This is a genomic window from Streptomyces sp. NPDC048560 (genome assembly GCF_040650955.1).
Taxonomy (GTDB): Bacteria; Actinomycetota; Actinomycetes; order Streptomycetales; family Streptomycetaceae; genus Streptomyces.
In genome coordinates this window covers 287,360-308,268 of sequence record NZ_JBEZIJ010000009.1, presented here as the reverse complement: position 1 = coordinate 308,268, position 20,909 = coordinate 287,360, and the positions used below count along the sequence as shown (strand labels likewise).

The window sequence follows — 20,909 nt, the reverse complement described above, 5'->3', positions numbered from 1 at the left end:
GTCCAGCCAACGCCCAGGCGGCGCGGAGAAACGCTGACGGGCGCGCGAGAGGCAGGGAGGGGCGGCTCGCCGTCGGCGTGCCGCCCCGTGATGATCAGTGCCCGTGGTCAGGTGCGGGCGGTGTGATCAGCGGTGGTTGTGGTTGTGGTTGTGGTTGTGGTGGCGGCCCCAGGACTCGGTGTCGACGACGCTGCGGTGCTCGTTGCGCAGGGTCGCGGTGTCGGAGTGGTTGTCCCACATGTAGTCGCGGCGGTCCTGGAAGAGGTCGCTGCGGGTGTCGCGGCCGTGGCCGGTGTGAATCCGGACCGTGGCGCGGCCCGCGAGGCGGACGTTGTCGAAGCGGTAACGGTTACCGTCCCTGTCGCGCAGGGTCCAGCCGTCCAGGTTCACCGCGCGGCGGTGGTTGTTGGTGATCTCGATCCACTCGCGGTTCAGCGACCGGTTGGAGCGGCTCTCAGGGCCGGGGCTGTCAGCCTGGACGGCGCTGATCTCGACTCCCGAGCGACGCTGGTGCCGGTCCCTGTCGCCGTCCTGGGCCATGGCCGGCAGGGCGGCGGCGGAAACGATCGCACCGGCCGCGAGAACGGTAGCGGCCAGACGGCGGGCGGAAGAAGTTGACATAGGTGATGTCCTCTCAAAACGTGTGCGCCACCAGCCAGACCGAGGCCGGGGTGCTGTGCGGGTCCCGGCCCCTGTCGGTGCCGAGGACCCAAACTTTGGACCGCCGGCGGCGGCCCGTGGGGACGCCTGACTCCGCGTTACCAAATGCGGACATTTACGCAACCTGCACATGTACAACACATCGGTGAACATTCAGGCGTGACCCTGACATTTACTGACGGCTACATCCACCCGTTGAAGTCTCAACGGAAAGCGGTTGTCCTCGTCGGTGCGCCACCCCCCGCGCCACCCGATGCGCCACCGTGCCGACGGGGGCGGATCTTGGTAACAACCGTTCTGCGCTTTTCTTCGCACGCGTGCGCGGAAGCCGCAGCGGCGCCCGAAAAAAGGATTGGGCCCCTGCGGCGACCGGGCGGACCAGGGCAACGAAGCCCGCCCCGGGGGCACCACGCGGGGAGGGATACGGATGAGAAGGCGGATGCCCCTCGCCTGAGCGGGGGCATCCGTCCTTCTCCTCTTCGCACAGGCCTTCAGTGGTCGGCCGCCTGGGAACAGTCGCTCAAGGCGCCGTAGGGGGTGGCCGCCGGCGCCGGACCCTGCTTCCGCCACAGCGTGCTGCGCAGATCGGAACCGCGGACGAGCTGTATGCGCCAGGGATCGATCCGCAGCACGTGGTATCCGGGATCGTCGGGACCGCCGGGCCAGTGGTGGACAGGGTCGTAACCCACACCCGGCGGCCCGCCCCGCTTGTACAGGTCCCACACATGACGCTTGACCTTCTCGTCATCGGCCCAGGTGGAGACACTGTCCACGAAGACCGCGTTCTGACGGGGATTCCAGTACGCGTACGTCGTGTGCGGATTGTCCACGAGGTGCGCGCTCTTGACCGGGGTCCGGTACGAGGCGAGCCAGCCGACCGGCTCGCCGTCGACGATCTCCCATACGGGCAGCAGCACACGGGCGCGCGGGCGGTGCCGGCGGTCGACAGTGACCATGGTCGCGTACTTGATGTCGCGGATGTAGGAGAGGAAGGAGTCCTGGATCTCCGAGAACTCACTGACGGTGTCGGCCATGAGCCTGTCCTTCCGAGGATCAGCGGGGGATGGGGGCGTCGACGCGTTCACCGGCAGCGCCCGTCGCCGCGGGCAGTTCGCGGCCCCGCCGGGCGCGCAGGCCGAAGGCGCTGACGGCAGTGGCGGCGACAGCGGTCACGAACGGGACGAGCAGGCCGGCCCGGTAGCCGTCCAGCAGTGCGGCCGGTGTCTCCGCGTGCGTGGCGGCCACGCTGACGGCGGTGGCCGCGGAGAGCCCGAGGGCGGCGCCGAACTGGAAGGCGGTGTAGAGAAGACCGCCCGCGAGCCCCTGCTCCTCCTCCGCGATCCCTTCCGTGGCCACGATGGTGAGCGGGCCGTACGCCAGGGAGAACGCCAGGCCGAGGATCAACAGGCTCGGGAACATCGCCGCGTAGCTCCAGTCCGCGCCCAGCGGGAGGAACAGCCCGTACGAGAGCACCGCGAGCAGGAGCCCGGCGAAGATCACCTTGGCGGTCCCGAAGCGGTCGACCAGCCGTGGGGTGAGGGTCGGCGAGAGAATCGCGTCGACCCCGATGACCAGCATCGCGAAACTCGTCTGCAGCGCCGACCAGTCGCGCAGTTCCTGGAGGTACAGCACGACCAGGAACTGGAAGCCGAAGAACCCGGCGGCGAACAGCATCGCCGAGAGGTTCGCCCGCACCAGCGAGCCGCTGCGGAAGATGTCCAGGCGTACCAAGGGCTCGGCGGAGCGCCGCTCGATGACGAGGAAGGCCGCGAGGAACGCCAGCCCGGCCAGCAACGGTCCGGCGCCGGCACCGATGCCGGCGTGGGCGGCACGCTCGACACCCAGCACGATCAGCACGAGGGCGGCGGTGACGGTGAGCGCGCCCGCGGCGTCGGCGCGCTTACCGGATCTGTCCGGGCGTGCCGACTTGGGGACGAACGCGAGGGCCGCGACAAGGATGAGGAAGGAGAGTGCGACCGGAGCGAAGAAGACCCACCGCCAACCCACGGCGGTGAGCAGCCCGCCGGCGACCAGACCGACCGTGAAGCCTCCTGCGGCGGTGCCGGAGTAGATGAGCAGGGCCTTGTTCCGCTCCGGGCCCTCGGCGAAGCCCGTGGTGATGATGGAAAGCCCCGCCGGGGTCATGAAAGCGGCGGCGACGCCCGTGACGAACCGCGCCACGATCAGCATCCACCCCTCGGTGGCGAATCCGCCGAGACCGGAGAACAGCATGAAGACGGTGAGCCAGAACAGGAACATCTGACGGCGTCCGAACAGGTCGGCCGCCCGTCCGCCCAGGAGCATGAAGCCGCCGTATCCGAGGACGTAGGCACTCATGACCCACTGCAGGTCACCGGTGGACAGTCCGAGGTCGGAACGGATTGCAGGCAGCGCCACATTGAGCATGGCGACATCGATACCTTCGAGGAAGATCGCGCCGCACAGCACGAGCAGGATGCCCCACTTGCTCGCGCTCATCCCGTTCGACGTACTCAAGGCACTCATGACGAGGAACTCCTTCCGGAGCGTCGGGTGTTGGTGATGCCTCAAGCTTTCGCCAGGCCCCGGCCGGGAACAACAGCGATGGTCGCAACGTTCGGTCAGCCAGGCTTACCGATCCAGGACCACGCGACGCGGAGACGTACATGGACCAGCACGAGCTCGAATGCTTTCTCGTACTCGCCGATGAACTGCACTTCGGCCGGACCGCGACCCGCCTGCACCTCTCCCGCGCCCGGGTGAGTCAGCTCATCCAGAAGCTGGAGCGCCGCGTCGGAGCGCCGCTGTTCCGGCGGACGAGCCGCAGCGTGGTCCTCACCGGTCTGGGCAGCCGCCTCCGTGACGACCTCGAACCCCACTACCGCGGCATCGAGAGCGCCCTGGCGCGTGCCGTCGCGTCGGCGCGCGGCATCGAAGGAGTGCTGCACGTCGGCTTCTCCACGCCCTTGGCCGGAGAGATGGTGATGAGGACGATCGAGAGGCTGCACACCACCCATCCCGAACTCGCCGTCGAGGTGTGCGAGGTGCCGCTCTCCGACCCGTACGGGATGCTGCGAAAGGGCGATTTCGACCTCCAGCTGACGGACTTCCCCGTGCGCGAGGACGATCTGACCCGCAGCCCCACGCTCCTCGTCGAGGACAGGGTGCTGGCCGTCGCGGCGGGCCACCCCCTTGCCGGACGGAACGCGGTGACCCTTGAGGACCTGACCCAGGTGCGGTTGCTGACCATCGAGGGAGACATTCCGGAGTACTGGCTGGAGCATCAACTGCCCACGCACACGCCCAGTGGCAGACCGATCGGGCAAGGGCCGTCCGTCACCAACTTCCAGGAAGCGCTGACACTCGTCGCCGGTGGCAGGGGAGCGCTGCTGGCGGGAGCGCACATAGCCCTGTACCACGGCCGTCCCGGCATCTCATACGTCCCGGTGGAGGGGGGCGAGCCCCTCGGCTACGGCCTCATGTGGCGGTCCGGCGGAGGCAACCGGACGATCGAACTCTTCAGCAGCACAGCGCGGGAGATCGCACGGGACATGGCTCCGGCCGATCCCAGGAGAGCGGTACCCAACTGATCGGCCACCCGGGCGTGTGGGCCTCGGGCGGGAGGTTCGACGAGCTGCCCGGCCGGTGCCGGTCACGCCCAGGAGTGTTGTCGCGGGGAGGGCTGACGCTCTTGCCGTGTACGAACGGGCGTCATCACCAACGCCCGAGCCGGTCAGGGCCAGCTGTCATGTCAGGGTTCCTTGACAGTCGATGCCTGTCAGGGCAACCTGACAGGCATGGGAGTTGAAGGCACACCGGCCGAACTGGCCGGAAAGGTCACCGACAAGGATCCATCGGTGGGACTGCAGGCAGTTGTCGCCCTCCGCCGTCTCCTGGAAGAACTCGAGCGCGTACACGTCGACAGCGCTCGCGACCAGGATTGGTCGTGGCAGAGCATCGCCACGTCGCTGAACGTCAGCCGACAGTCCGTGCATGAGAAGCATGCGAGCAGGCGCAGATCCGAAGGCAAGGAGAAGTAGCGTGTTTGAATTCTTCACCGACCGCGCGAGGCAGGCCGTGACCCTGTCCCAGGACGAGGCGATCGCCCTCGGACACGACTTCATCGGCACGGAACACGTGCTGCTCGGCCTGATCGGCACCGACCGGAGCACCGCCGCGGGCGTGTTGCGCGAGCAGGGCGTGGAACTCACGCGGGCCAGGGCCGAGACCGTACGCATTGTCGAGGCCGACGGAATCACGGCCACGGGCGGACAGCCCGCCAAGGACGCCCTGTCCTCCATCGGCATCGATGTCGAGGAGATCCGGCGCCGGGCCGACAACACCTTCGGCCCCGGGGCCTTCCAGTATCCGAGGCCCGCCTACACCACGGATGCCAAGAAGGCGCTGGAACTCACCCTGAGCGAGGCGCGCGAACTGGGCCACGAGAAGTTCGGCACCGAACACATCCTTCTCGGCATGCTGGCCGCGGGAGAGGGCCGCGGCCTCGACGTTCTGGCGGCCCTGGGTGTGGACCTCGGCGGCCTGCGCGAGGCGGTGCTGGCCCGCGTGGCGAGGGACGACTCCTAGCCTCACGCCACGCGCTGCGGCTTCTGCGCACAGCTCAGGAGGGCAGCCATCGGGGGGTGCTGTCGTACCCGGGACCTCGAACGGTCATCGCGGTGCGTACGTCGCGTTCGGGGCCACCCTGACCGGGGTCGTCGAAGCCGGGTGAGCCGGCGTCCGGGCGGACGCGCGGGATGCGGTTCGACCACGGGTCGGCCGGAGGGCTGAGCGCGGCGCCTCTGCTCGGCAGAGAGCGTGAAGACCTCGCCGCCTTCGTGACGCCGCTGTCGCACGAGCCACCGCCCGCGGGTCAGCGGGACGGCCTGCCCCGGTGCTCATGTGGGTTCGTACACGTGCGCTTCCGCGCCCTGCCAGATGACGACCGCCGGGTTGTCGAGCAGTCGCTCCGGGTCCGCCAGCCCTGCGTCAGCGAGAAAGACGATCACGTCGTGGTCGCTGTGAGCGATGCCGAGCCGTTCGTCCCGGCCCTTGGAGTGGACGGTCACGATCCTGCCGCCGGACGGTGTCGGGGCGTGAATGACGATGGGTGGTGTTGCCATGGTTCCAGGGTGGCCCGGGGGACCGGCAGGCGCATCCGGTTGGTCGACGTGCGGAGGGCACGGGCGAGGCGTGATGATCGCCGTGCGAAGGCGGTACGGACCGGCCGCCGGCGTCTGCCCGGCGTCTGCCCGGCGTCACGGTCGTCGCCGGGCAGACCCCGGAAGCTGCTCGCGCGATCCTCTGCTCGGCCTCTTCCGAGGAAGCGCGCCACCTACGGCCGTGCTGTCGAATGGCACGCGGAGCGGCTGCCTGGTCGTGAGCGGGCCGGCAGCAGGAACGCCGCTGCGAGAGGCCCCGTTGCTTCTCTCTCGAAGGGCGCCTGCAGTGCGTCCGTTCAGGTGGCGCAGCGCCTTACGAAGGCAAGGGCGGTGTCGGCCACCTCTCGCCATCCGCCGTCGATCGTCAGCGCGTGGCCGCGACCCGGCATTTCCGTGATCTCGGTGACGGCGGACCGGTTGCGCGCCTGCCTCTTGTACGAGGCGCTGACGATGGCCCAGGGGACGGTGTTGTCCTTCTCTCCCGAGATGATCAGAAGCGGGCGCGCCCGGCATGGAGTGTGTCGACCTTCACCTCCGTCCAGGGGTTGATGTTCGCGGCGGCCGCCTGGAAGAGAGGCTCCCCGGGGGCCGGCACCGCGTACGTCTCGTACAGCTCCCTGGCCTCCTCCTCCTCCTCCTCCTCCTCCTCGACCGCGTTGGCGAAGGAGTATCGGAACTGTTCGTAGGTCAGAGGGACGGCCCGGTGGAAGTTGGCCGGATTGCCGAGTGCCGGCCGAGCGGCGCGCAGGGAGGAGACCGGCAGGGGAAGCACCCCGCGGAACGGCGCCGGATCGATCGCCACGGTCGCCGCGGCGAGGCCCCTGCCCGCCATCATCTGGGTGATGAGGCCACCGAAGGAGTGGCCGACGACGACGGGCCTACGGTCCAGCTTGCCGATCAGTCCGGCGGAGTGGTCGGCGACCTGGCCGACGCTCTTGCCCGCGAACGCCTCAGGGTGGGCATGGGCCTCGGCGACTGTTTCGGGATCGTCGGGCCGGCCAGGCGTCAGGGGTGCGAATCCGGCCTCTTCGAACACGCCGGTCCACCGTTCCCAGCTGCTGGGCAGCAGCCACAGGCCATGCACGAAGACCACCGGGGTGCGGCCGGTGGCGTTGATCTGCTCATGCGGACGAACATCGAGGTCACTACCGGCAATTGCCCTCTACCGCAGGTAGCCCACGATCAACACGTGCCCCGGGCCGGGATCGGCTGAGTGAGGTTCACCGGGTTGCCGTCGGGGTCCTTAATGTGGGCGACGCGCTGTCCCCACGGCATGTCGTTGGGGCTTCCGCTGACCGAGCCGCCGAGCGACTCCACCCGAGCGAGCGTCTCGTCGACGTCGTCGACACAGATGCTGAGCAGGATCCGCGACGCCGCCCCGGCCCTCGGGTCCGCCTTGGTCACCAGCCCGAGGTCGGTGTCGCCGATGCGCAGGCCGAGGTAGAAGGCGGCGCCTTCCTCCGGCACCCGGAAGATCTCCTCAGCGCCGAACAATTTCGTATAAAAGCCGAACAGAACGTCCCGGTTGGCAGTCAGGATCACGGGCTGGATGGTGGACATGGCACTCCTGTCGAGAACGGTCGTGTCGCTGGTTAGACCGTTCGCGGACGGTGAACTCATCGGCGAAACCACCTCGCCGGACGATCGACCACACAGACTGCCACCCACAACCAGCACGAGTACCCCGAAACGAGGTCACGCCACCTCGCTGACCAGCCACTTCAAGATGGCGGAGCTTCGTTTTATGGCCCCCATGACCGGTGCCGCCCGGGGCCGTTCGCCGACCGACGGGATCGGCCGATCCTCTCTGCCTCCACTACGAGAACGCTGAGGCTAGTCGGCACCCTGCTCGTTTCGAAGGCCCTCGCACTCAGGGACACGACGTGTGCACGCTCGGATCAGAACTCCGAGATCGCTCTGGACGGACGAGCGTCAGCCGGTGTCCACCGTCCGGGTCGTACCCGCCGAATCCCGCCCGTACCGGCGTGATTGCGCCTAGCCTGTGCTGAGGGCGGCCCACGGCCTCATCCCGTCCAGCATCTCTCGGGGGGCGACATGTCACCGGAAGCGCGCAAGCCCCCGGACTACCCGCCCAGGACGCCGCCGCCTCCGAGAAAGCCTGAATCGCCCCCGCGGCCGAACACCACGCCGCCGACGCCGGCGAAGACCGCGATCGTCCGGCCCGGGCGGACCGGCGTGACGATGGCCAACCGGCGCGGGATGAACTGGAAGCTGGAATCCGCCCCATGGGCGGCAGGGAAGGCCCGTACGGCGGTGCTGGAGCAGCTGGCCAAGTGGGACCACCAGCCGGCTCCTACGGTGGGTGCGACGATCGAGGCGGTGACCACGATGATGGTCGATACGGCGGTCGCCGACGGCGGCACGCGCGTCAGCCTGCACCTGTCCGACCAGGACGGGCAGGCGTGCATCGTCGCCCTGTCCCACAGGACCGCGCTGCCCGCGGACCACGACGGCGACGGCGACGACGTCCTGCGCCGCATCACCGCGCACCGGGCCGTGACCGGCTGCGGGACGGACACCGGCCCCGACGGCCGTCGCCTGTGGGCCGTCATCGCTCTCTGAACGAACACCACCACCGGCGGCGAAGACCCGTCCGACCGACCGCTCAACCCCGGCGCGAGCGTCAGTCGGCCTTCCTGAACACCTCCGACATGCCGTCTCCCGTGTCATGGTCCAGCAGTCCCGTCGAATCCGGAGCGAGCAGACCGACGCGGGTGGCCAGTTCCCGGCCGTGTACGTCGACGGCCGCCTCGACGAGTTCCGCGAGCGCGTCCAAGGCGCTGCGGGCGCGTGCACGGGACACCGCAGCGCAGCCGGCGGCGGCCAGTGCGGCAGGCCACCACCAGAAGGCGAGCAGCGCATAGCCCACGGACCAGGCAGCGAGGCGGGCCGCGGCGCCGAAGGAGTCGCGGGCGGACCGGACCTGCTGTACAGCGGGATCGGGCAGAATCAGCCAGAGACGCGGCCACAGGGCGGCGAGGTCCACACCGTACGCGGCGTCGACGCGGTCGGCGGTCGCCTGCATACGGTCGCCGTACCACGTGGGGCGGACCGGTTCGCGCAACGCGATGCGCAGGCGCGCTTCGGTGAGGGTTTGGATCCGTGTCCACGTGCTTCTCGGGACGGTCACCGAGCCGTTTGCAACGACCCCGGTCGGCGTGACACGCGCCATGGCGTCCTCGACCTCCGCGTCCCGTTCCTTCCACCGGCGCCTGCGCCGTGCGGTGAGGGCACGCGAGAGCGGGTCCCTGCCGAACCGCAGCCAGTACTGCTCGATCCAGCCGCCGAGGAACTGGACGGCGAGCGAGGCCGCGGCGGCGGCGAGCAGCACGAGCGCCACCAGGAGCGCGGCCGTGCCGGTGCGGTCCAGGGCGGGGCGAGCGGCCAGTTCGTCCAAGGTGCTGCGCAGGCGGTCGACATCGTGCCAGTGACGGTGGCCCAGTGTCGTGCCGACGGCTGTGGCAGCGAGGAAGAGCGCGCCGGGCAGCACCAGCAGGTTCAGCCAGCGTTCGGTGAGCTTGCCGCCCAGGGTGGCGAGAAGTGGGTTCATGGGGTCGCGCTGCCGGAGGCTCTCACTGCTCGGGGTCCAGCCGGGCCTTGTGCATCCGTGCGTCGTTGACGGCGCAGTGTTTGGGCGGAAGCCGGAAGCGCACGCTCTCTGTCCTGCTGCAGCGTACGGGCCCGGGGCAGAGGGCCAGCTTGGTGTGCTTCGCGACGCCGGGGACCGATACGTGACGGGGTTCGATGGTCAGTCCGCCCGCCACCCCGGCCCTGCGCAAGGCGTGGTCCAGGTCGTCGTAGGAGGCCGAGAGCTCGTCAGCGCCCGCCCCCGACCGCAGCAGCTCCTTCGCGCGCTCGGCAGCCGCCCGTACCTCAGGTGGATGTGTGCCGGCGGGCCTTCCGAGCAGTCGGCACAACGCGGCTGTCCTGTAACTGAGTTCGGGGAGGCCGGGCGATACGGTCATGGTCCGATTGTGCCGCACGGGCGGCACGGTCCGAGGCGGGTAGGCGGTACCCGACCGTCGCGGGACAGGAGAAGGGGCGGACAAGGTGGGGGACGAACGGGATCGGGCGGTGCGGGCGATCCGTGCGCGCGTGGCGCGGGCCATCGACGCGGACGGGAGCGTGGCCGGGGACACGGTGTTCTCCCCCGAGGCGGATACCGAACTCCGTGCGGTGCTCCGGTCCGCCGACACCAGAACCGATCTGGAGGCCCGGCATGTCGCCGGCTGGCTCTGCGTCGCCCGCGCGGCAGCCTCCCCCGGCCTGCAGGGCAGCATTCACGGAGCCATGGCCGGGACGCTGCTCTTCCCGGTGTGGGTGGCCGATCCCGGACTCGTACCACCGCAGTTGGCGGCCGGCTATGCGCAGGCCGACCCGTCGGACCGCCCCGACCCGGCCGACGCCGACGGCGCGGACGAGTGGTCCGCCGAGTGTGCCGCGGCCCTGATCGCGGCCGAGGGGCAACAGCACAGCCCGCCTCGGGGTGCCTCCGAGGACGACCTCCGGCTGTACGAGCTGGCCGTACGAGTGAGCAGTACGGTCCCCACGCGTGAGGCGTTGCTCGGCATCGCCATCGCCATGGGCAGCCTCGCTGTCCTCGCGACGCCGGAACACGACCCCACGTACGCGAGAAGAATCGCAGATCTGCAGCACGCGCTGTCCCTCCCCGGCAGGGAAGGGACAGCCAGGGGAGGGCCCGGCGGGGAAGGGCCTCGCAGGGAGGCGACCGGCGCCGACGGAGGTATCGACGCGGCGCTCTCTCTCACGTACCGCACGCTCAGGCGTATGCCCGCCGGCTCCACCGACCGGCTGCTCGCGCTCAGCAACCTGAGCATCCAGTTCCTGGACCGCTACCGGGAGTCGTACGATCCGGATGACCTGCGCGAAGCGGTCGCCATGGCCCGCGACGCACTGGCCCAACTGCCCGAGCACAGCCCGCATCTCGCGCATTGCCTCAGCACCCTGGGAAGTGCGCTGATGGCCCTTCGCCAACGGGAGGGCGGCACACCCGAGGAACACGACGAGGTCGTGGACCTGTTCCGCCGGGCCGCTCCCGACGACCCCAAGGGGCCGGCGGCGGCAGGGCGCAACCTGGGCCTCGCGCTCGTCCTGCGGTGCCAACGCATCGGCCGGGAGCAGGATCTGCACGAGGCGGTCGACGTGCTGACCCAGGCCCTGCGCGCATCCCGTGACCAGGAGCAGATCCTCCTGGTCCGCAGTGCCTTGGGCAACGCGCTGCGCGCCCGCTACACGCTGACCGGTGATCCGGCCGATCTCGACGCGGCGATCACCCATCTGTCCGCCGTCGTCACCGCGACCGGGGAGATGACGACGCGCACGGCGACGCGCCTGCTCGCCCCGGCGATGGCCCTGCACTCCCGCTACGGACTGGACCCGCGGGGTAACGGTGCGGACCTGTCCGAGGCCCTGCGCCTTCTGCGGACGGCCGTCACACTCCTGCCGCAGGGACATCCGGAGCGTCCCATCGCGCTCAGCGACCTCGGCATGGTCCTGAGCAGGCGCTACCAGAGCATCGGAGCGCCGAAGGACATCAACGAGGCCGTCCACGCTTGTCGGGAAGCGGTGGCGCTGACCCCCGAAGGGAACGAGATTCTCGGCGTACGGCTGCTCAACCTCGGTATGGCTCTGGGCCTGCGCCATCAGCTCATCGCGGACGGCGAGGATCTGCGGCAGGCCCAGGAGTGCCGGCGCCGGGCCGCGGAACTGCCCGGTCTCGGCCGTGCGCACCACGCGACGCTGCTCGGCTCGACGGCGCTCAGCCTGATGACCGGCCTCGGGCGAGCGGCCGACCCGGCGGCCCAGCTCGACGAGGCGGTCCGGCTTTTCCGGGAGGCGCTCGCCCTCACCCCGGCGGGCGACCCCCTGCTGCCGCGCCGGCGTCACAACCTCGCCATGGCCCTGATGACCCGCTGGGGGACGGCGAAACGGCCTGGTGATACGCGGGAGGCCCGCGATCTGGCCGACGCGGTGATCGCGGCGCTGCCCTCGGACTCGCCCGACCTGCCCAGTGCCCTTGAGGTGGCGGCCGGCGCGCGTCTGTCGAGCCTGCGCGCCGTGCTTTCATCGGCGGTCAGGGACGAGGCGGTGGCGCTGTTCCGCCGAGCCGTCGATGTCACCCCTCCCGGCCATGCGAGGCGCACCCTGCGTCTGACGAACCTCGGCAACGCTTTACGGGCCCGGGCCACCGGCCGTCACCGCCGCACCGGGGCGGCCGAGGCTGCCGACGTGTTCAGGGCGGCGGCTCTGGAGCAGCAGTGCCCGCCCTCCGAGCGGCTGGACGCCGCACGCTCCTGGGGCGACGTCTGGGCGGAGCTCGGCGTCTGGGACCGCGCCCTTGACGGCTACGTGACGGCGGTCGACCTGCTGCACCTCGTCGCGCCCCGCCACATCGTCCGCGACGACCAGGAGATCCTGCTGAGCCGGACCGTCGGACTGGGCGCCACCGCGGCGGCCTGCGCGGTGCGCTGCGGCCGGCCCGCGCTGGCCGTGGGCCTCCTCGAACAGGCCAGGGGTGTACTTCTCTCCCACGCCTTCGACGCCGACAGCGATCTGGTCCGGCTCCGGGAGACCGCCCCGGACCTCGCCGACCGCTTCGAGGAACTACGCGAGGCCCTCGACACGGCGACCGACACCCGGGCCGGACTGAGCGAGGCGTCCGGCGGCGAACGTGCCTCGCACGTGTCCCGTGCCGACGCGGACCGGCGCCAGCAACTGGCCACGCAATGGCGTGACCTGACGGCACGGATACGCGCCGAACACCCTGAACTCGGTTTGCTGCGTCCGGTGCGGGAATGGGATGAACGCGAGCTGATGGCTACGGCCGCGGCCGGACCCGTGGTCCTCGTGAACGTCTCCCCGTACGGCAGCGACGCCCTGGTCGTCACCGGGCGTTCCATCGATGCCGTACCGCTCCCCGGCCTGGACCCCCGGACCACGGCGGCGCGCCGGCAGGTCTTCGAGGACGCGCTGGTCCGGATCGAGACACCCGGAACCTCCGGCAAGCAGTCGCAGCACGCCCAGCGGGCCGTCCGGAAATCGCTCGCCTGGCTGTGGCAGGCGGTCACCGGCCCTGTCGTCGACCACCTGGGAATCCCGGCCGCACCCGCCGGGCCTCTGCCGCGCATGTGGTGGTCACCCGGCGGTGCGCTGGGCACACTGCCCCTGCACGCGGCGGCCCCAGCCGACGGTGCGTCCGGTGCGCTGGACCGGGTGGTCGCCTCCTACACCCCGACCCTGCGGGCCCTGCACCACGCCCGGCAGCGGGTCGCCCGCCCGGCGGGCACCGGGATGCTCGTCGTCAGCGTCGCACAGGCCGCCGGACAGGCCCGGTTGTCCGGCGTGCGCCGCGAGGCGGACCACCTGGCCCGCCTGTTGCCCGACGCCGCGGTGCTGGCGGACACCTCCGCCACTCACTCCGCGGTCGTCACCGCCCTGCCCCACCATGCCTACGCGCACTTCGCGTGCCACGCGCTGGGTGACCTCGAGCGCCCCTCCGGCAGCCGGCTCGTCCTGCACGATCACACCGAACGCCCGCTGACCGTCCGCGACCTGGCCCGCCTCCGGCTGCCCTCGGCCCGGCTCGCCTACCTGTCCGCCTGCGACACCCTGCGAACCAGCCCCGAACTCGCCGACGAGGCCGTCCACATCGTCAGCGCCCTCCAGATCGCCGGCTTCCCCCATGTCGTCGGCTCGCTGTGGCACGTCGACGACACCATCGGAGCAGTGGTCGCCCAGGGCGTGTACGAGGCGCTGAGCACGGGCGACGGCACTCTCGACGTCGCCCGGACAGCGGAGGCCCTGCACTCCACCGTGCGCGCGCTGCGCGACACGTATCCCCTCACCCCCAGCCTCTGGGCCTGTCAGGTGCACGCGGGTCCCTAAGGGCTGTCCCGTACCCCCTGGCGGGCGCACGACGACAGCTACGGCACCCCGGAAGCAACTGTCCACCGAGTTCGGGGACCGGTCGCCGCCGGAGCGTGGGACGGGCCCGTAGCCGCTCCGGCACGAGGCGCCAACTGGCTTCGTGTCAGAGAGAGTTGGACCAGGCGGCTCCGCGCGGTCTTCCCTGCGTCAATCCCTGCTTTTCGGGACGCGAAGATGCCGGGACCTCGTACGCTGCGGGGGTCGGGAAGGTCGCGGAAGGGGGACCCACATGTCATTGCAGAAGGGCGCCAACGTACCGGTGGAAAGTACCGGCGTCCGGGTGGAGATGGGGTGGCGGGGAGGCCCCGGAACCCCTGATGTCGACGTGTCGGCCCTGTTGCTGACGGCGGCCGGCAAGGTGCGCTCGGACGACGACTTCGTGTTCTACAACCAGCCTGTGCACGGCAGTGGCGCCGTGCGTCACGAGGGCCGGCGCCAGGACGGCTCGGGCGCTGTCGAGACGATCGGGGTGGTGCTGTCCGCGGTGGAGCAGGAGATCGCGACCGTGGTGGTCGCGGCTTCCACCGACGGCACCTTCGGTCAGGTGTCCGGCCTCTTCGTGCGTGTACTGGACGCGGCGAGCGGCGCCGAGACGGCGCGGTTCGACGCCACGGGTGCCACGACGGAGACGGCGTTCGTGCTCGGGGAGCTCTATCGGCGAAACGGTGCGTGGAAGTTCCGGGCGGTGGGCCAGGGATACGACTCCGGGCTGGCAGGCCTCGCCACCGATTTCGGCATCACCGTCGACGAGCCGGCCGCGCCCCCGCCGGTGAGGCGGGCGGACCCCGTGCGGCAGCCTTCTCCGCCAACCGTCCCTCCGCCGCGCGCTCCTGCGCCGCAGCCCTCTCCGCCTGCGCCGCTTCCCCCGCAGCGCGCCGCACATCGGGCTCCGGCGCCTGTTCCCGCCCAGCCGGTGCGGCTGTCGAAGATCACGCTGACGAAGGCAGCGCCCGCGGTGTCGCTGACCAAGCAGGGAGCCACCTCAGGAGGTATGCGGGTCAACCTCTCGTGGAGCGCCAACAAGCCGCCGCGCGGCTGGATGAAGAAGGGGAAGGACGCGGTCCGGCTGGAGGACGTCGACCTCGACCTGTCGTGTCTGTGGGAACTGCGGAACGGAGCGACGGGGATCGTCCACCCCATCAACAACCAGTTCGGCTCGTTCGACCAGCCGCCGTACATCCGACTGGACCAGGACGACCGTACCGGGGCGAGCGAGGACGGCGAGAACCTCATGATCAATCTTGATCATGCGGCCGAGATCAAGCGGATCCTGGTGTTCGTCGTCATCTACGCAGGGGCGTCCAGCTTCGCCGGTCTGAACGGTGTCGCCACCCTGTATCCGCCGACAGGTCCGCCGATCGAGATGCTCCTGGACGAGTGCACCGTTCCCTCGCCGGTCGCCGCGATCGCCCTGATCGAGAACGTGGGCGGGGAGCTGATCGTCCGGCGGGAGGCCAAGTACCTGCTGCTGCCCCCGGGCGTCTTCAAGCAGCAGGCTGTGGACATCGCGTACGGGTGGGGGCTGAGCTGGCAGTCGGCAGGGAAGGACTGACCCGCTCGACCGACCGGCTTGAATGACCGACTCGGTTGTCCGCTCGTCACATGCGCAGGACGATCAAGGCCGTGTCGTCGGTGATCCCCGCGGGCTGGACGAGGTCGCTCAGCAGGGCGTCGGCAAGGGCGTCGGGGGCGGCGTCGCGATTGCGGCTGAGGGAGTGGGCGAGACGTTCGAGGCCGGTGTCGATGTCCTCGCGGCGGCGCTCGACGAGGCCGTCGGTGTAGAGGACGAGGACGGACCCCTCGGTGAACACGGCCTGTGCCTGGGGACGTGACGTGTGTTCCGGGCGGGCGCCGAGCGGGGGGTCCGTGGCCTGGTCCAGGAACGTGACGGATCCGTCCGGAGCCATCAGGGCGGGTGGGGGGTGGCCGGCGCTGCTGTACGTGAGGGTGTGGCCGCTCCAGTCGATGAAGACCGAGACGGCCGTGGTGCACTCCGCCCCCTCGACGAAGCGCGCGTACAGGCCAAGGCCCTCCAGGGCCTGGGCCGGCCCGGCGGCGACACGGGAGGCCGCGGAAAGGGCGCTGCGCAGCTGACCCATGACACCGGCCGCGCGCAGGCCGTGGCCGACGACGTCGCCCACGGCGACGGCGGTGCGGCCCGTCTGGGGCAGGTCGACGATGTCGTACCAGTCGCCGCACACGTTCAGGGCTCCCATGGCGGGCTGGTAGCGCACGGCCGCACGATGGTGACTGAGCGGCTGGGGAGCGGGAAGCATCGCCCGCTGGAGATGGAGGGCCACCTCTCGCTCGCGGGCGTGGGCCCGCCGCAGGCGTTCGTTCACCTCCTGCAGTTCCCGGGCGCGTGCATAGAGCTCGGCTTCGAGCACCTGCGGGCGGTCGCTCTCGTCGCGGGCGTGGATGAGTTCGGTGACCTCCTCGACCCGGTGCAGCAGCAGCGCCAGCGTGCCGTCCGCGGCGAGGACCGGAGCGTTCACCGGGCTCCAGTACCTCTTCTGCCACACCCCGGGCCGGGAGGAGTCCTCCACGTCGTAGCGCTGGAGCGCCATGCTGTCGCGCTCCCCGGTGGTTACGACCCGCCGCAGAGAGGCATGCAGATTGCGCACGCCGGTCGCCGCCGGGTCGTTGGGATTGTCGGGGAAGACGTCGAACAGGTAATGCCCGACGACTTGCTCGCGAGTGCGCCCCGATATCGACAGGAACGCTTCGTTGACGTCCGCGAAGACGAGGTCGGGTGTCAGCAGCGCGACGGCGCCGGGCAGGGCATGGAAGACGGCCTGGTAGTCGATGAAGGGTCCGTTCACCATTCACCTGCCCGCGCCACATTGCTCCGGTCATGTGTGCGCCCATGGTGACACGGCCGCAGGAGCGGGGCAGCTCGGAACCGCGTGACGTGGACCGTTCGGCCCCTCCCCGTCCGGCGAGTGCGAGTGGGCACCGCGCGGCCCGGTGCGAGGCCCGGCCGCGCGCCGCCTCCTGGGACGTCAGGCCTCGCCGTCTTTCCCGACCGGTACGAGATACAGCTCGTCCTCGTAGCACCAGGCCCACACGTCTCCGGGGCGCAGCGAGCAGGCCAGGGGGTGGCCGTGCCCGTGGGCGTGGGAATGGGCGTGTTTTCCGGCTGAACTGTCGCAGCAACCGACGTGTCCGCAGGTGAGGCAGCGCAGCAGGTTGACCCATGCCGCACCGGGCGGGCAACTGTCGCACACGGCGCCGTTCGGACGCTTCGGTACGTGCACGCCCGGGTCTGTGTGCCCGCATGTTCCGGTGCCCGCGCTGCCCGGGTCGGGGGCGGGCCTCCAGTGGTCCGTCATCGCGCTTCCTCCTCCGGGCCCGTCCTCACAGTCCTCTCGGTTCTTCCGTGCCGGGGGAGGCCACAGATGCAGGGGCCATGGAGAAAGGAGCCGTGGAGGCGTGGGAGCGGCTACCGCACCGGCCTTTCGGCCTGGGTGAGCGCCGCGTTCTTGCGCGTGGCCGTGAGGTGTACCGCTGAGTCGGGTGCGCCGTCCGGGCGGACGGCGTGGACGTACAGGTTGACGGTTGCCTTGACGCTGAAGCCGTTGCGTTCCATCAGCGTCGCCGAAGCGGTGTTACTGGCCTCGACATCCGTGACGATCGCCGCTGCCCCGGAGGAGATGAGCCTCTCGCGGCACGCCTCGACGAGGCGGCCGGCGACGCCGCGGCCCCTCATGGCCGGGTCGACGGCGATCCACTCGAGATAGCCCCAGTCCTTGCGCTGCTCGAACGTCATGGATCCGAGGACGAAGCCGTACACCCGGTCGCTGATCAGTGCCACGAAGCACGCGGGTTCGGTGGCCTCGATGTGCGCGGCGGCAGCGCTCAGGGACCAGCCCGTGTAGGGCTTCACCGCCGTGTCGAACACGCGGTGTCCGAGGTCGAGGACTTCGGCCAGATGCGCGATCCGCATCGTGGTGATGACGAGCGTCTGGTCGGTAGGAAAGTCGGACACCATGTCCCCGCTGTGTGGAAGTGGGTGGGAAGGCGGCACGCACCTCATGCCGTGGACCGATGGTCGCCGGTCCGAGGAAGCCCGAACCGTTGCCACGCCGCGCACCCCTCATGGCGACGGGCCGAGCGACGGGCCGAGTGATTGGTCATCCTGTCCACCTCCGGCCAGTGGGGCAGACCGCCCCCGGCCATGAGGGGCGGGCCGGACGGGAGTGCCGGGGCGCGGGTCAGGTGATGTCCTCGGGGGCGAGGTCGGGGCGCAGCCGGTGCCAGGACGGTTGGCGCAGGCGCCCGGCGCGGGTGCGGGTCGCGTACCGGACCTCGCCGACGAGGCGTGGCAGGACCCACCGCGCCCCTGCCACCGGCGGCACCTCGGTGAACGGGCAGCGGTCGATCGTGGCGGCCTGGAGGAGTTCGGCCAGCGTCTCGCGTTCGGTGTCGCTCCAGCCCGTGCCGACGCTCCCCGCGTACCGCAGTCCGTCCTCACCCCGTTCGCCGAGGAGGAGCGCGCCCGGCAGACCGGTGAGCCGGCCGTGCCCCGGAACCCATCCACCGACGATGACGTCCAGGGTCCGGACGTGCCGGATCTTTATCCAGGCGCGGGAGCGGACCCCGGGTTCGTACACCGACGTGAGCCGTTTGGCCACGAGTCCTTCGAGGCCCGCGGTTTTCGTCATCTCCAGCGCCTGGGTCCCGTGGCCGACGACCGACGCGGGGGTCGACCAGTGCGCATCTGTGAGGCCGAGCCCTTCGAGTACGTCCCGCCGCTCGTGGTAAGGCAGCTTCGCGATTGGTCTCGCGGCGAGGAACACCACGTCGAAGAGGATGAGGTGAGCGGGTACCCGCTGTGCCATCAGAGCGGCCTTGGAGGGTGATCCGGACAGCCCCATACGGGACTGCAGCAGCTCGAAATCGCTGCGTCCCTGGTCGTCGAAGGCGACGATCTCACCGTCGAGGACGGCGGGCCGGTCGAGGGCGGAGCCGAGGGCCGCGAGTTCGGGGTACGCCGCCGTGATGTCCGCCCCGGTCCTTGACCGCAGGGTCACGGTCCCGTCGCCGGGTACGTAGACCATGGCCCGCTGGCCGTCCTGCTTGACCTCGAAGCCGAAGGACTCCTGGTGGGCGGGGGGCGGGAGCGGGCCCGGTGTGGCGAGCATCGGGGTGAACCGCGGGAGGGCCGTCAACCGTTCAGGAGGCATGTCGCCTCCTTGCCGCCGCCGAGATCGTCGTACCGTCGACGGTCTTGTCCGCCGCGGACTCGGTGGGGGTGGAGCGCGCGGCCGGGCGAAAGCCGATGGCACCGCCTCCACAGCTGCCTCGGCATACCCACCTCCACGCCATCCGACGGCGCGCGCCGGAACCCGGGCCGGGCGCGGCGAAGCGGGTTCCACCCGCCCACGGCCGCACTCCGATCCTCACGCCGCCCGGACCGGCCCGCATCCGGAGCGATCAGGCGGTGGAGGCGGGCCGGGCCGGCCACCGGAGCCCGGCCCCACAGGAATGCCGGACCCTCGACGACGGGGAGGGCGAGGCTCGACGTGCGCCACCCTGCACGGGCGGTTCGGCAGCCCCACGACCCACGGCCGGGAGGCTGCGGGCTACACGGGACTCTTCTGGCGCGGCCCCCGCGCCTTCCGGGGCGGACAGGTGCTGGGCCCGGCCGGCTCGGGGCCGGAACTCATGGGGACGCAGGCGCCGTGGCTGGCCCGGCTCAGACGCGGTCCGGTCGGCGTAGGTGGGCCGACCGAGAACCTCGCCTGAACGGTTGCCAGCCGCGGGGCCCTCGTGCTGGTACCGTCCTCGCCCACCGGACGGCTCCGGCGGCCCTCACCGGCACAGCGGCAGGCGAAGGAGTGGTGCACCCATGCGTGTTCTCTTGGTCGGAGCGGGAGGCGTGGGTACGGCGATCACCAGGATCGCCGCCCGCCGGCAGTTCTTCGAGCACATGACGGTCGCCGACTACGACCTCGGGCGGGCGCGGAGCGCTGTCGAGGCTCTCGGGGAGCAAGGGCACCGGTTCGCGGCCGCCCGGGTGGACGCTTCGGACCCGGCGGCCGTGCGCGCCGCACTCGCCGAGAACCGCTGCGACGTACTGCTCAACGCAACCGATCCCCGGTTCGTCATGCCCCTGTTCGAGGCGGCTCTGGCCCACGGGGCGCTCTATCTCGACATGGCGATGTCCCTCTCCCGGCCGCACCCGTCCCGTCCGTACGAGGAGTGCGGGGTCAAGCTCGGGGACGCGCAGTTCGCACGGGCGGCGGAGTGGGAGGCGGCAGGCCGCCTCGCACTGGTGGGTATGGGCGTGGAGCCCGGCCTCTCGGACGTGTTCGCCCGGTACGCCTCCGACGAACTCTTCGACGAGATCGAGGAGATCGGGATCCGCGACGGCGCCGATCTGGTCGTGGAGGGCTACGGGTTCGCCCCGTCCTTCAGTATCTGGACGACGATCGAGGAGTGCCTGAACCCGCCGGTCGTGTACGAGGCGGAGCGGGGCTGGTTCACGACCGCCCCCTTCAGCGAGCCGGAGGTCTTCGACTTCCCCGAAGGCATCGGGCCGGTGGAGTGCGTCAACGTCGAGCACGAGGAGGTGCTTCTGGTGCCCCGATGGCTGAAGGCCCGACGGGTCACGTTCAAGTACGGTCTCGGCGACGAGTTCATCGGGGTGCTCCGTACGCTCCACAAGCTCGGCCTCGACCGCACCGACCCTGTCCGTGTGAGCGGCGGGTCGGGTCAGGTCGCGGTCTCCCCGCGTGACGTGGTGGCCGCTTGTCTGCCCGACCCGGCAGGACTCGGTGAACGGATGCGTGGGAAGACCTGCGCGGGCACCTGGGTGAAGGGCGTGAAGGACGGCAGGCCCAGAGAGGTCTACCTGTACCACGTGGTCGACAACCAGTGGTCCATGGGGGAGTACGGCTCCCAGGCCGTGGTCTGGCAGACCGCGATCAACCCCGTCGCCGCCCTCGAACTCATGGCGTGCGGCACCTGGAGCGGCAGTGGAGTGCTTGGTCCCGAGGCCATGCCGCCCCGGCCGTTCCTGGATCTCCTGACGGAGTACGGCGCACCGTGGGGAATGCGCGAGCAGTGACCGTGACCGGCCGGTGTCCGGGGGTGCCGGGCTGACATGCGCGCCCGATAGTGCCCAAATAGTATGAA

At 70.6% G+C, this 20,909-nt stretch carries 19 protein-coding genes and 1 pseudogene; 8 read left to right on the top strand and 12 right to left on the bottom strand.

Going from position 1 to position 20,909, the window contains the following annotated elements; genetic code table 11:
- Positions 1 to 126: 126 nt before the first annotated feature.
- The 3 genes from AB0C82_RS24720 to AB0C82_RS24710 form a co-directional block, all read right to left on the bottom strand.
- Positions 127 to 621 (bottom strand): lamin tail domain-containing protein, encoded by a 495-nt coding sequence (locus AB0C82_RS24720; protein WP_362845759.1) that lies wholly within the window; start codon positions 619 to 621, stop codon positions 127 to 129.
- A gap of 530 nt (positions 622 to 1,151) precedes the next feature.
- Positions 1,152 to 1,694: a pyridoxamine 5'-phosphate oxidase family protein gene (locus AB0C82_RS24715; RefSeq protein ID WP_362845757.1), complete on the bottom strand. Its 543-nt coding sequence runs from the start codon at positions 1,692 to 1,694 to the stop codon at positions 1,152 to 1,154.
- Between the two features lie 19 nt (positions 1,695 to 1,713).
- Entirely contained in the window at positions 1,714 to 3,138 is a 1,425-nt protein-coding gene (locus AB0C82_RS24710) for an MFS transporter (protein WP_362845961.1), read from the bottom strand.
- 167 nt (positions 3,139 to 3,305) lie between these two features.
- Between AB0C82_RS24710 and AB0C82_RS24705 the strand changes: the two genes are divergently transcribed.
- From AB0C82_RS24705 to AB0C82_RS24695, 3 genes are all read left to right on the top strand, one after another.
- Positions 3,306 to 4,229, top strand: coding sequence for a LysR family transcriptional regulator (locus tag AB0C82_RS24705; protein WP_362845755.1), 924 nt, complete (start codon positions 3,306 to 3,308; stop codon positions 4,227 to 4,229).
- 207 nt (positions 4,230 to 4,436) lie between these two features.
- Entirely contained in the window at positions 4,437 to 4,679 is a 243-nt protein-coding gene (locus tag AB0C82_RS24700; RefSeq protein WP_362845753.1) for a hypothetical protein, read from the top strand.
- A gap of 1 nt (position 4,680) precedes the next feature.
- Positions 4,681 to 5,226, top strand: a complete 546-nt coding sequence (locus AB0C82_RS24695) for a Clp protease N-terminal domain-containing protein (protein ID WP_362845751.1) — start codon at positions 4,681 to 4,683, stop codon at positions 5,224 to 5,226.
- Between the two features lie 311 nt (positions 5,227 to 5,537).
- Here the strand turns inward: AB0C82_RS24695 and AB0C82_RS24690 are convergent, their stop codons facing one another.
- From AB0C82_RS24690 to AB0C82_RS24680, 3 genes are all read right to left on the bottom strand, one after another.
- Positions 5,538 to 5,762, bottom strand: coding sequence for a hypothetical protein (locus AB0C82_RS24690; RefSeq protein WP_362845749.1), 225 nt, complete (start codon positions 5,760 to 5,762; stop codon positions 5,538 to 5,540).
- 529 nt (positions 5,763 to 6,291) lie between these two features.
- The gene (locus AB0C82_RS24685) at positions 6,292 to 6,885 is read right to left on the bottom strand and encodes an alpha/beta fold hydrolase (RefSeq protein ID WP_362845747.1); all 594 of its coding nucleotides are present in this window, start codon (positions 6,883 to 6,885) and stop codon (positions 6,292 to 6,294) included.
- 98 nt (positions 6,886 to 6,983) lie between these two features.
- On the bottom strand, positions 6,984 to 7,361 hold the full coding sequence (locus tag AB0C82_RS24680; protein ID WP_362845745.1) for a VOC family protein: 378 nt from the start codon (positions 7,359 to 7,361) through the stop codon (positions 6,984 to 6,986).
- 636 nt (positions 7,362 to 7,997) lie between these two features.
- Here AB0C82_RS24680 and AB0C82_RS24675 point away from each other — a divergent pair.
- Positions 7,998 to 8,384: a hypothetical protein gene (locus AB0C82_RS24675; protein ID WP_362845743.1), complete on the top strand. Its 387-nt coding sequence runs from the start codon at positions 7,998 to 8,000 to the stop codon at positions 8,382 to 8,384.
- Positions 8,385 to 8,445: 61 nt separating this feature from the next.
- On the opposite strand, the gene AB0C82_RS24670 is transcribed toward AB0C82_RS24675, so the two are convergent.
- Together AB0C82_RS24670 and AB0C82_RS24665 are read right to left on the bottom strand one after the other, a co-directional pair.
- On the bottom strand, positions 8,446 to 9,372 hold the full coding sequence (locus tag AB0C82_RS24670; protein ID WP_362845741.1) for a hypothetical protein: 927 nt from the start codon (positions 9,370 to 9,372) through the stop codon (positions 8,446 to 8,448).
- A 22-nt stretch (positions 9,373 to 9,394) separates the two neighbouring features.
- Positions 9,395 to 9,787 (bottom strand): hypothetical protein, encoded by a 393-nt coding sequence (locus AB0C82_RS24665; RefSeq protein WP_362845739.1) that lies wholly within the window; start codon positions 9,785 to 9,787, stop codon positions 9,395 to 9,397.
- Positions 9,788 to 9,872: 85 nt separating this feature from the next.
- On the opposite strand from AB0C82_RS24665, the gene AB0C82_RS24660 reads away from it, so the two are divergent.
- Together AB0C82_RS24660 and AB0C82_RS24655 are read left to right on the top strand one after the other, a co-directional pair.
- Positions 9,873 to 13,727, top strand: a complete 3,855-nt coding sequence (locus tag AB0C82_RS24660) for a CHAT domain-containing protein (protein ID WP_362845737.1) — start codon at positions 9,873 to 9,875, stop codon at positions 13,725 to 13,727.
- A 271-nt stretch (positions 13,728 to 13,998) separates the two neighbouring features.
- Positions 13,999 to 15,321: a TerD family protein gene (locus tag AB0C82_RS24655; protein ID WP_362845735.1), complete on the top strand. Its 1,323-nt coding sequence runs from the start codon at positions 13,999 to 14,001 to the stop codon at positions 15,319 to 15,321.
- A gap of 46 nt (positions 15,322 to 15,367) precedes the next feature.
- On the opposite strand, the gene AB0C82_RS24650 is transcribed toward AB0C82_RS24655, so the two are convergent.
- From AB0C82_RS24650 to AB0C82_RS24635, 4 genes are all read right to left on the bottom strand, one after another.
- The gene (locus tag AB0C82_RS24650) at positions 15,368 to 16,594 is read right to left on the bottom strand and encodes a SpoIIE family protein phosphatase (RefSeq protein ID WP_362845733.1); all 1,227 of its coding nucleotides are present in this window, start codon (positions 16,592 to 16,594) and stop codon (positions 15,368 to 15,370) included.
- Between the two features lie 177 nt (positions 16,595 to 16,771).
- Complete coding sequence (locus tag AB0C82_RS24645; protein ID WP_362845731.1) at positions 16,772 to 17,101, bottom strand: UBP-type zinc finger domain-containing protein; 330 nt, start codon at positions 17,099 to 17,101, stop codon at positions 16,772 to 16,774.
- A 110-nt stretch (positions 17,102 to 17,211) separates the two neighbouring features.
- Complete coding sequence (locus AB0C82_RS24640) at positions 17,212 to 17,760, bottom strand: GNAT family N-acetyltransferase (RefSeq protein WP_362845729.1); 549 nt, start codon at positions 17,758 to 17,760, stop codon at positions 17,212 to 17,214.
- Between the two features lie 223 nt (positions 17,761 to 17,983).
- Positions 17,984 to 18,955 (bottom strand): ATP-dependent DNA ligase, encoded by a 972-nt coding sequence (locus tag AB0C82_RS24635; RefSeq protein ID WP_362845727.1) that lies wholly within the window; start codon positions 18,953 to 18,955, stop codon positions 17,984 to 17,986.
- A 361-nt stretch (positions 18,956 to 19,316) separates the two neighbouring features.
- On the opposite strand from AB0C82_RS24635, the pseudogene AB0C82_RS24630 reads away from it, so the two are divergent.
- Together AB0C82_RS24630 and AB0C82_RS24625 are read left to right on the top strand one after the other, a co-directional pair.
- Positions 19,317 to 19,463: pseudogene (locus tag AB0C82_RS24630) on the top strand (DUF6807 family protein); the annotation flags it as partial.
- Between the two features lie 157 nt (positions 19,464 to 19,620).
- Positions 19,621 to 20,841 carry a saccharopine dehydrogenase C-terminal domain-containing protein gene (locus AB0C82_RS24625; RefSeq protein WP_362845725.1) on the top strand — a complete coding sequence of 407 codons (1,221 nt, stop codon included), beginning with the start codon at positions 19,621 to 19,623 and terminating at the stop codon, positions 20,839 to 20,841.
- The last annotated feature ends 68 nt before the right edge of the window (positions 20,842 to 20,909 follow it).

What these genes read in the sequence shown, in the direction of transcription:
- AB0C82_RS24720 (WP_362845759.1), bottom strand. Translation starts at nt 621, where the DNA reads ATGTCAACTTCTTCCGCCCGCCGTCTGGCCGCTACCGTTCTCGCGGCC.
- AB0C82_RS24700 (WP_362845753.1), top strand. Translation starts at nt 4,437, where the DNA reads ATGGGAGTTGAAGGCACACCGGCCGAACTGGCCGGAAAGGTCACCGAC.
- AB0C82_RS24680 (WP_362845745.1), bottom strand. Translation starts at nt 7,361, where the DNA reads ATGTCCACCATCCAGCCCGTGATCCTGACTGCCAACCGGGACGTTCTG.
- AB0C82_RS24665 (WP_362845739.1), bottom strand. Translation starts at nt 9,787, where the DNA reads ATGACCGTATCGCCCGGCCTCCCCGAACTCAGTTACAGGACAGCCGCG.
- AB0C82_RS24690 (WP_362845749.1), bottom strand. Translation starts at nt 5,762, where the DNA reads ATGGCAACACCACCCATCGTCATTCACGCCCCGACACCGTCCGGCGGC.
- AB0C82_RS24635 (WP_362845727.1), bottom strand. Translation starts at nt 18,955, where the DNA reads ATGCCTCCTGAACGGTTGACGGCCCTCCCGCGGTTCACCCCGATGCTC.
- AB0C82_RS24710 (WP_362845961.1), bottom strand. Translation starts at nt 3,138, where the DNA reads ATGAGCGCGAGCAAGTGGGGCATCCTGCTCGTGCTGTGCGGCGCGATC.
- AB0C82_RS24625 (WP_362845725.1), top strand. Translation starts at nt 19,621, where the DNA reads ATGCGTGTTCTCTTGGTCGGAGCGGGAGGCGTGGGTACGGCGATCACC.
- AB0C82_RS24655 (WP_362845735.1), top strand. Translation starts at nt 13,999, where the DNA reads ATGTCATTGCAGAAGGGCGCCAACGTACCGGTGGAAAGTACCGGCGTC.
- AB0C82_RS24705 (WP_362845755.1), top strand. Translation starts at nt 3,306, where the DNA reads ATGGACCAGCACGAGCTCGAATGCTTTCTCGTACTCGCCGATGAACTG.
- AB0C82_RS24645 (WP_362845731.1), bottom strand. Translation starts at nt 17,101, where the DNA reads ATGACGGACCACTGGAGGCCCGCCCCCGACCCGGGCAGCGCGGGCACC.
- AB0C82_RS24640 (WP_362845729.1), bottom strand. Translation starts at nt 17,760, where the DNA reads ATGGTGTCCGACTTTCCTACCGACCAGACGCTCGTCATCACCACGATG.
- AB0C82_RS24670 (WP_362845741.1), bottom strand. Translation starts at nt 9,372, where the DNA reads ATGAACCCACTTCTCGCCACCCTGGGCGGCAAGCTCACCGAACGCTGG.
- AB0C82_RS24650 (WP_362845733.1), bottom strand. Translation starts at nt 16,594, where the DNA reads ATGGTGAACGGACCCTTCATCGACTACCAGGCCGTCTTCCATGCCCTG.
- AB0C82_RS24715 (WP_362845757.1), bottom strand. Translation starts at nt 1,694, where the DNA reads ATGGCCGACACCGTCAGTGAGTTCTCGGAGATCCAGGACTCCTTCCTC.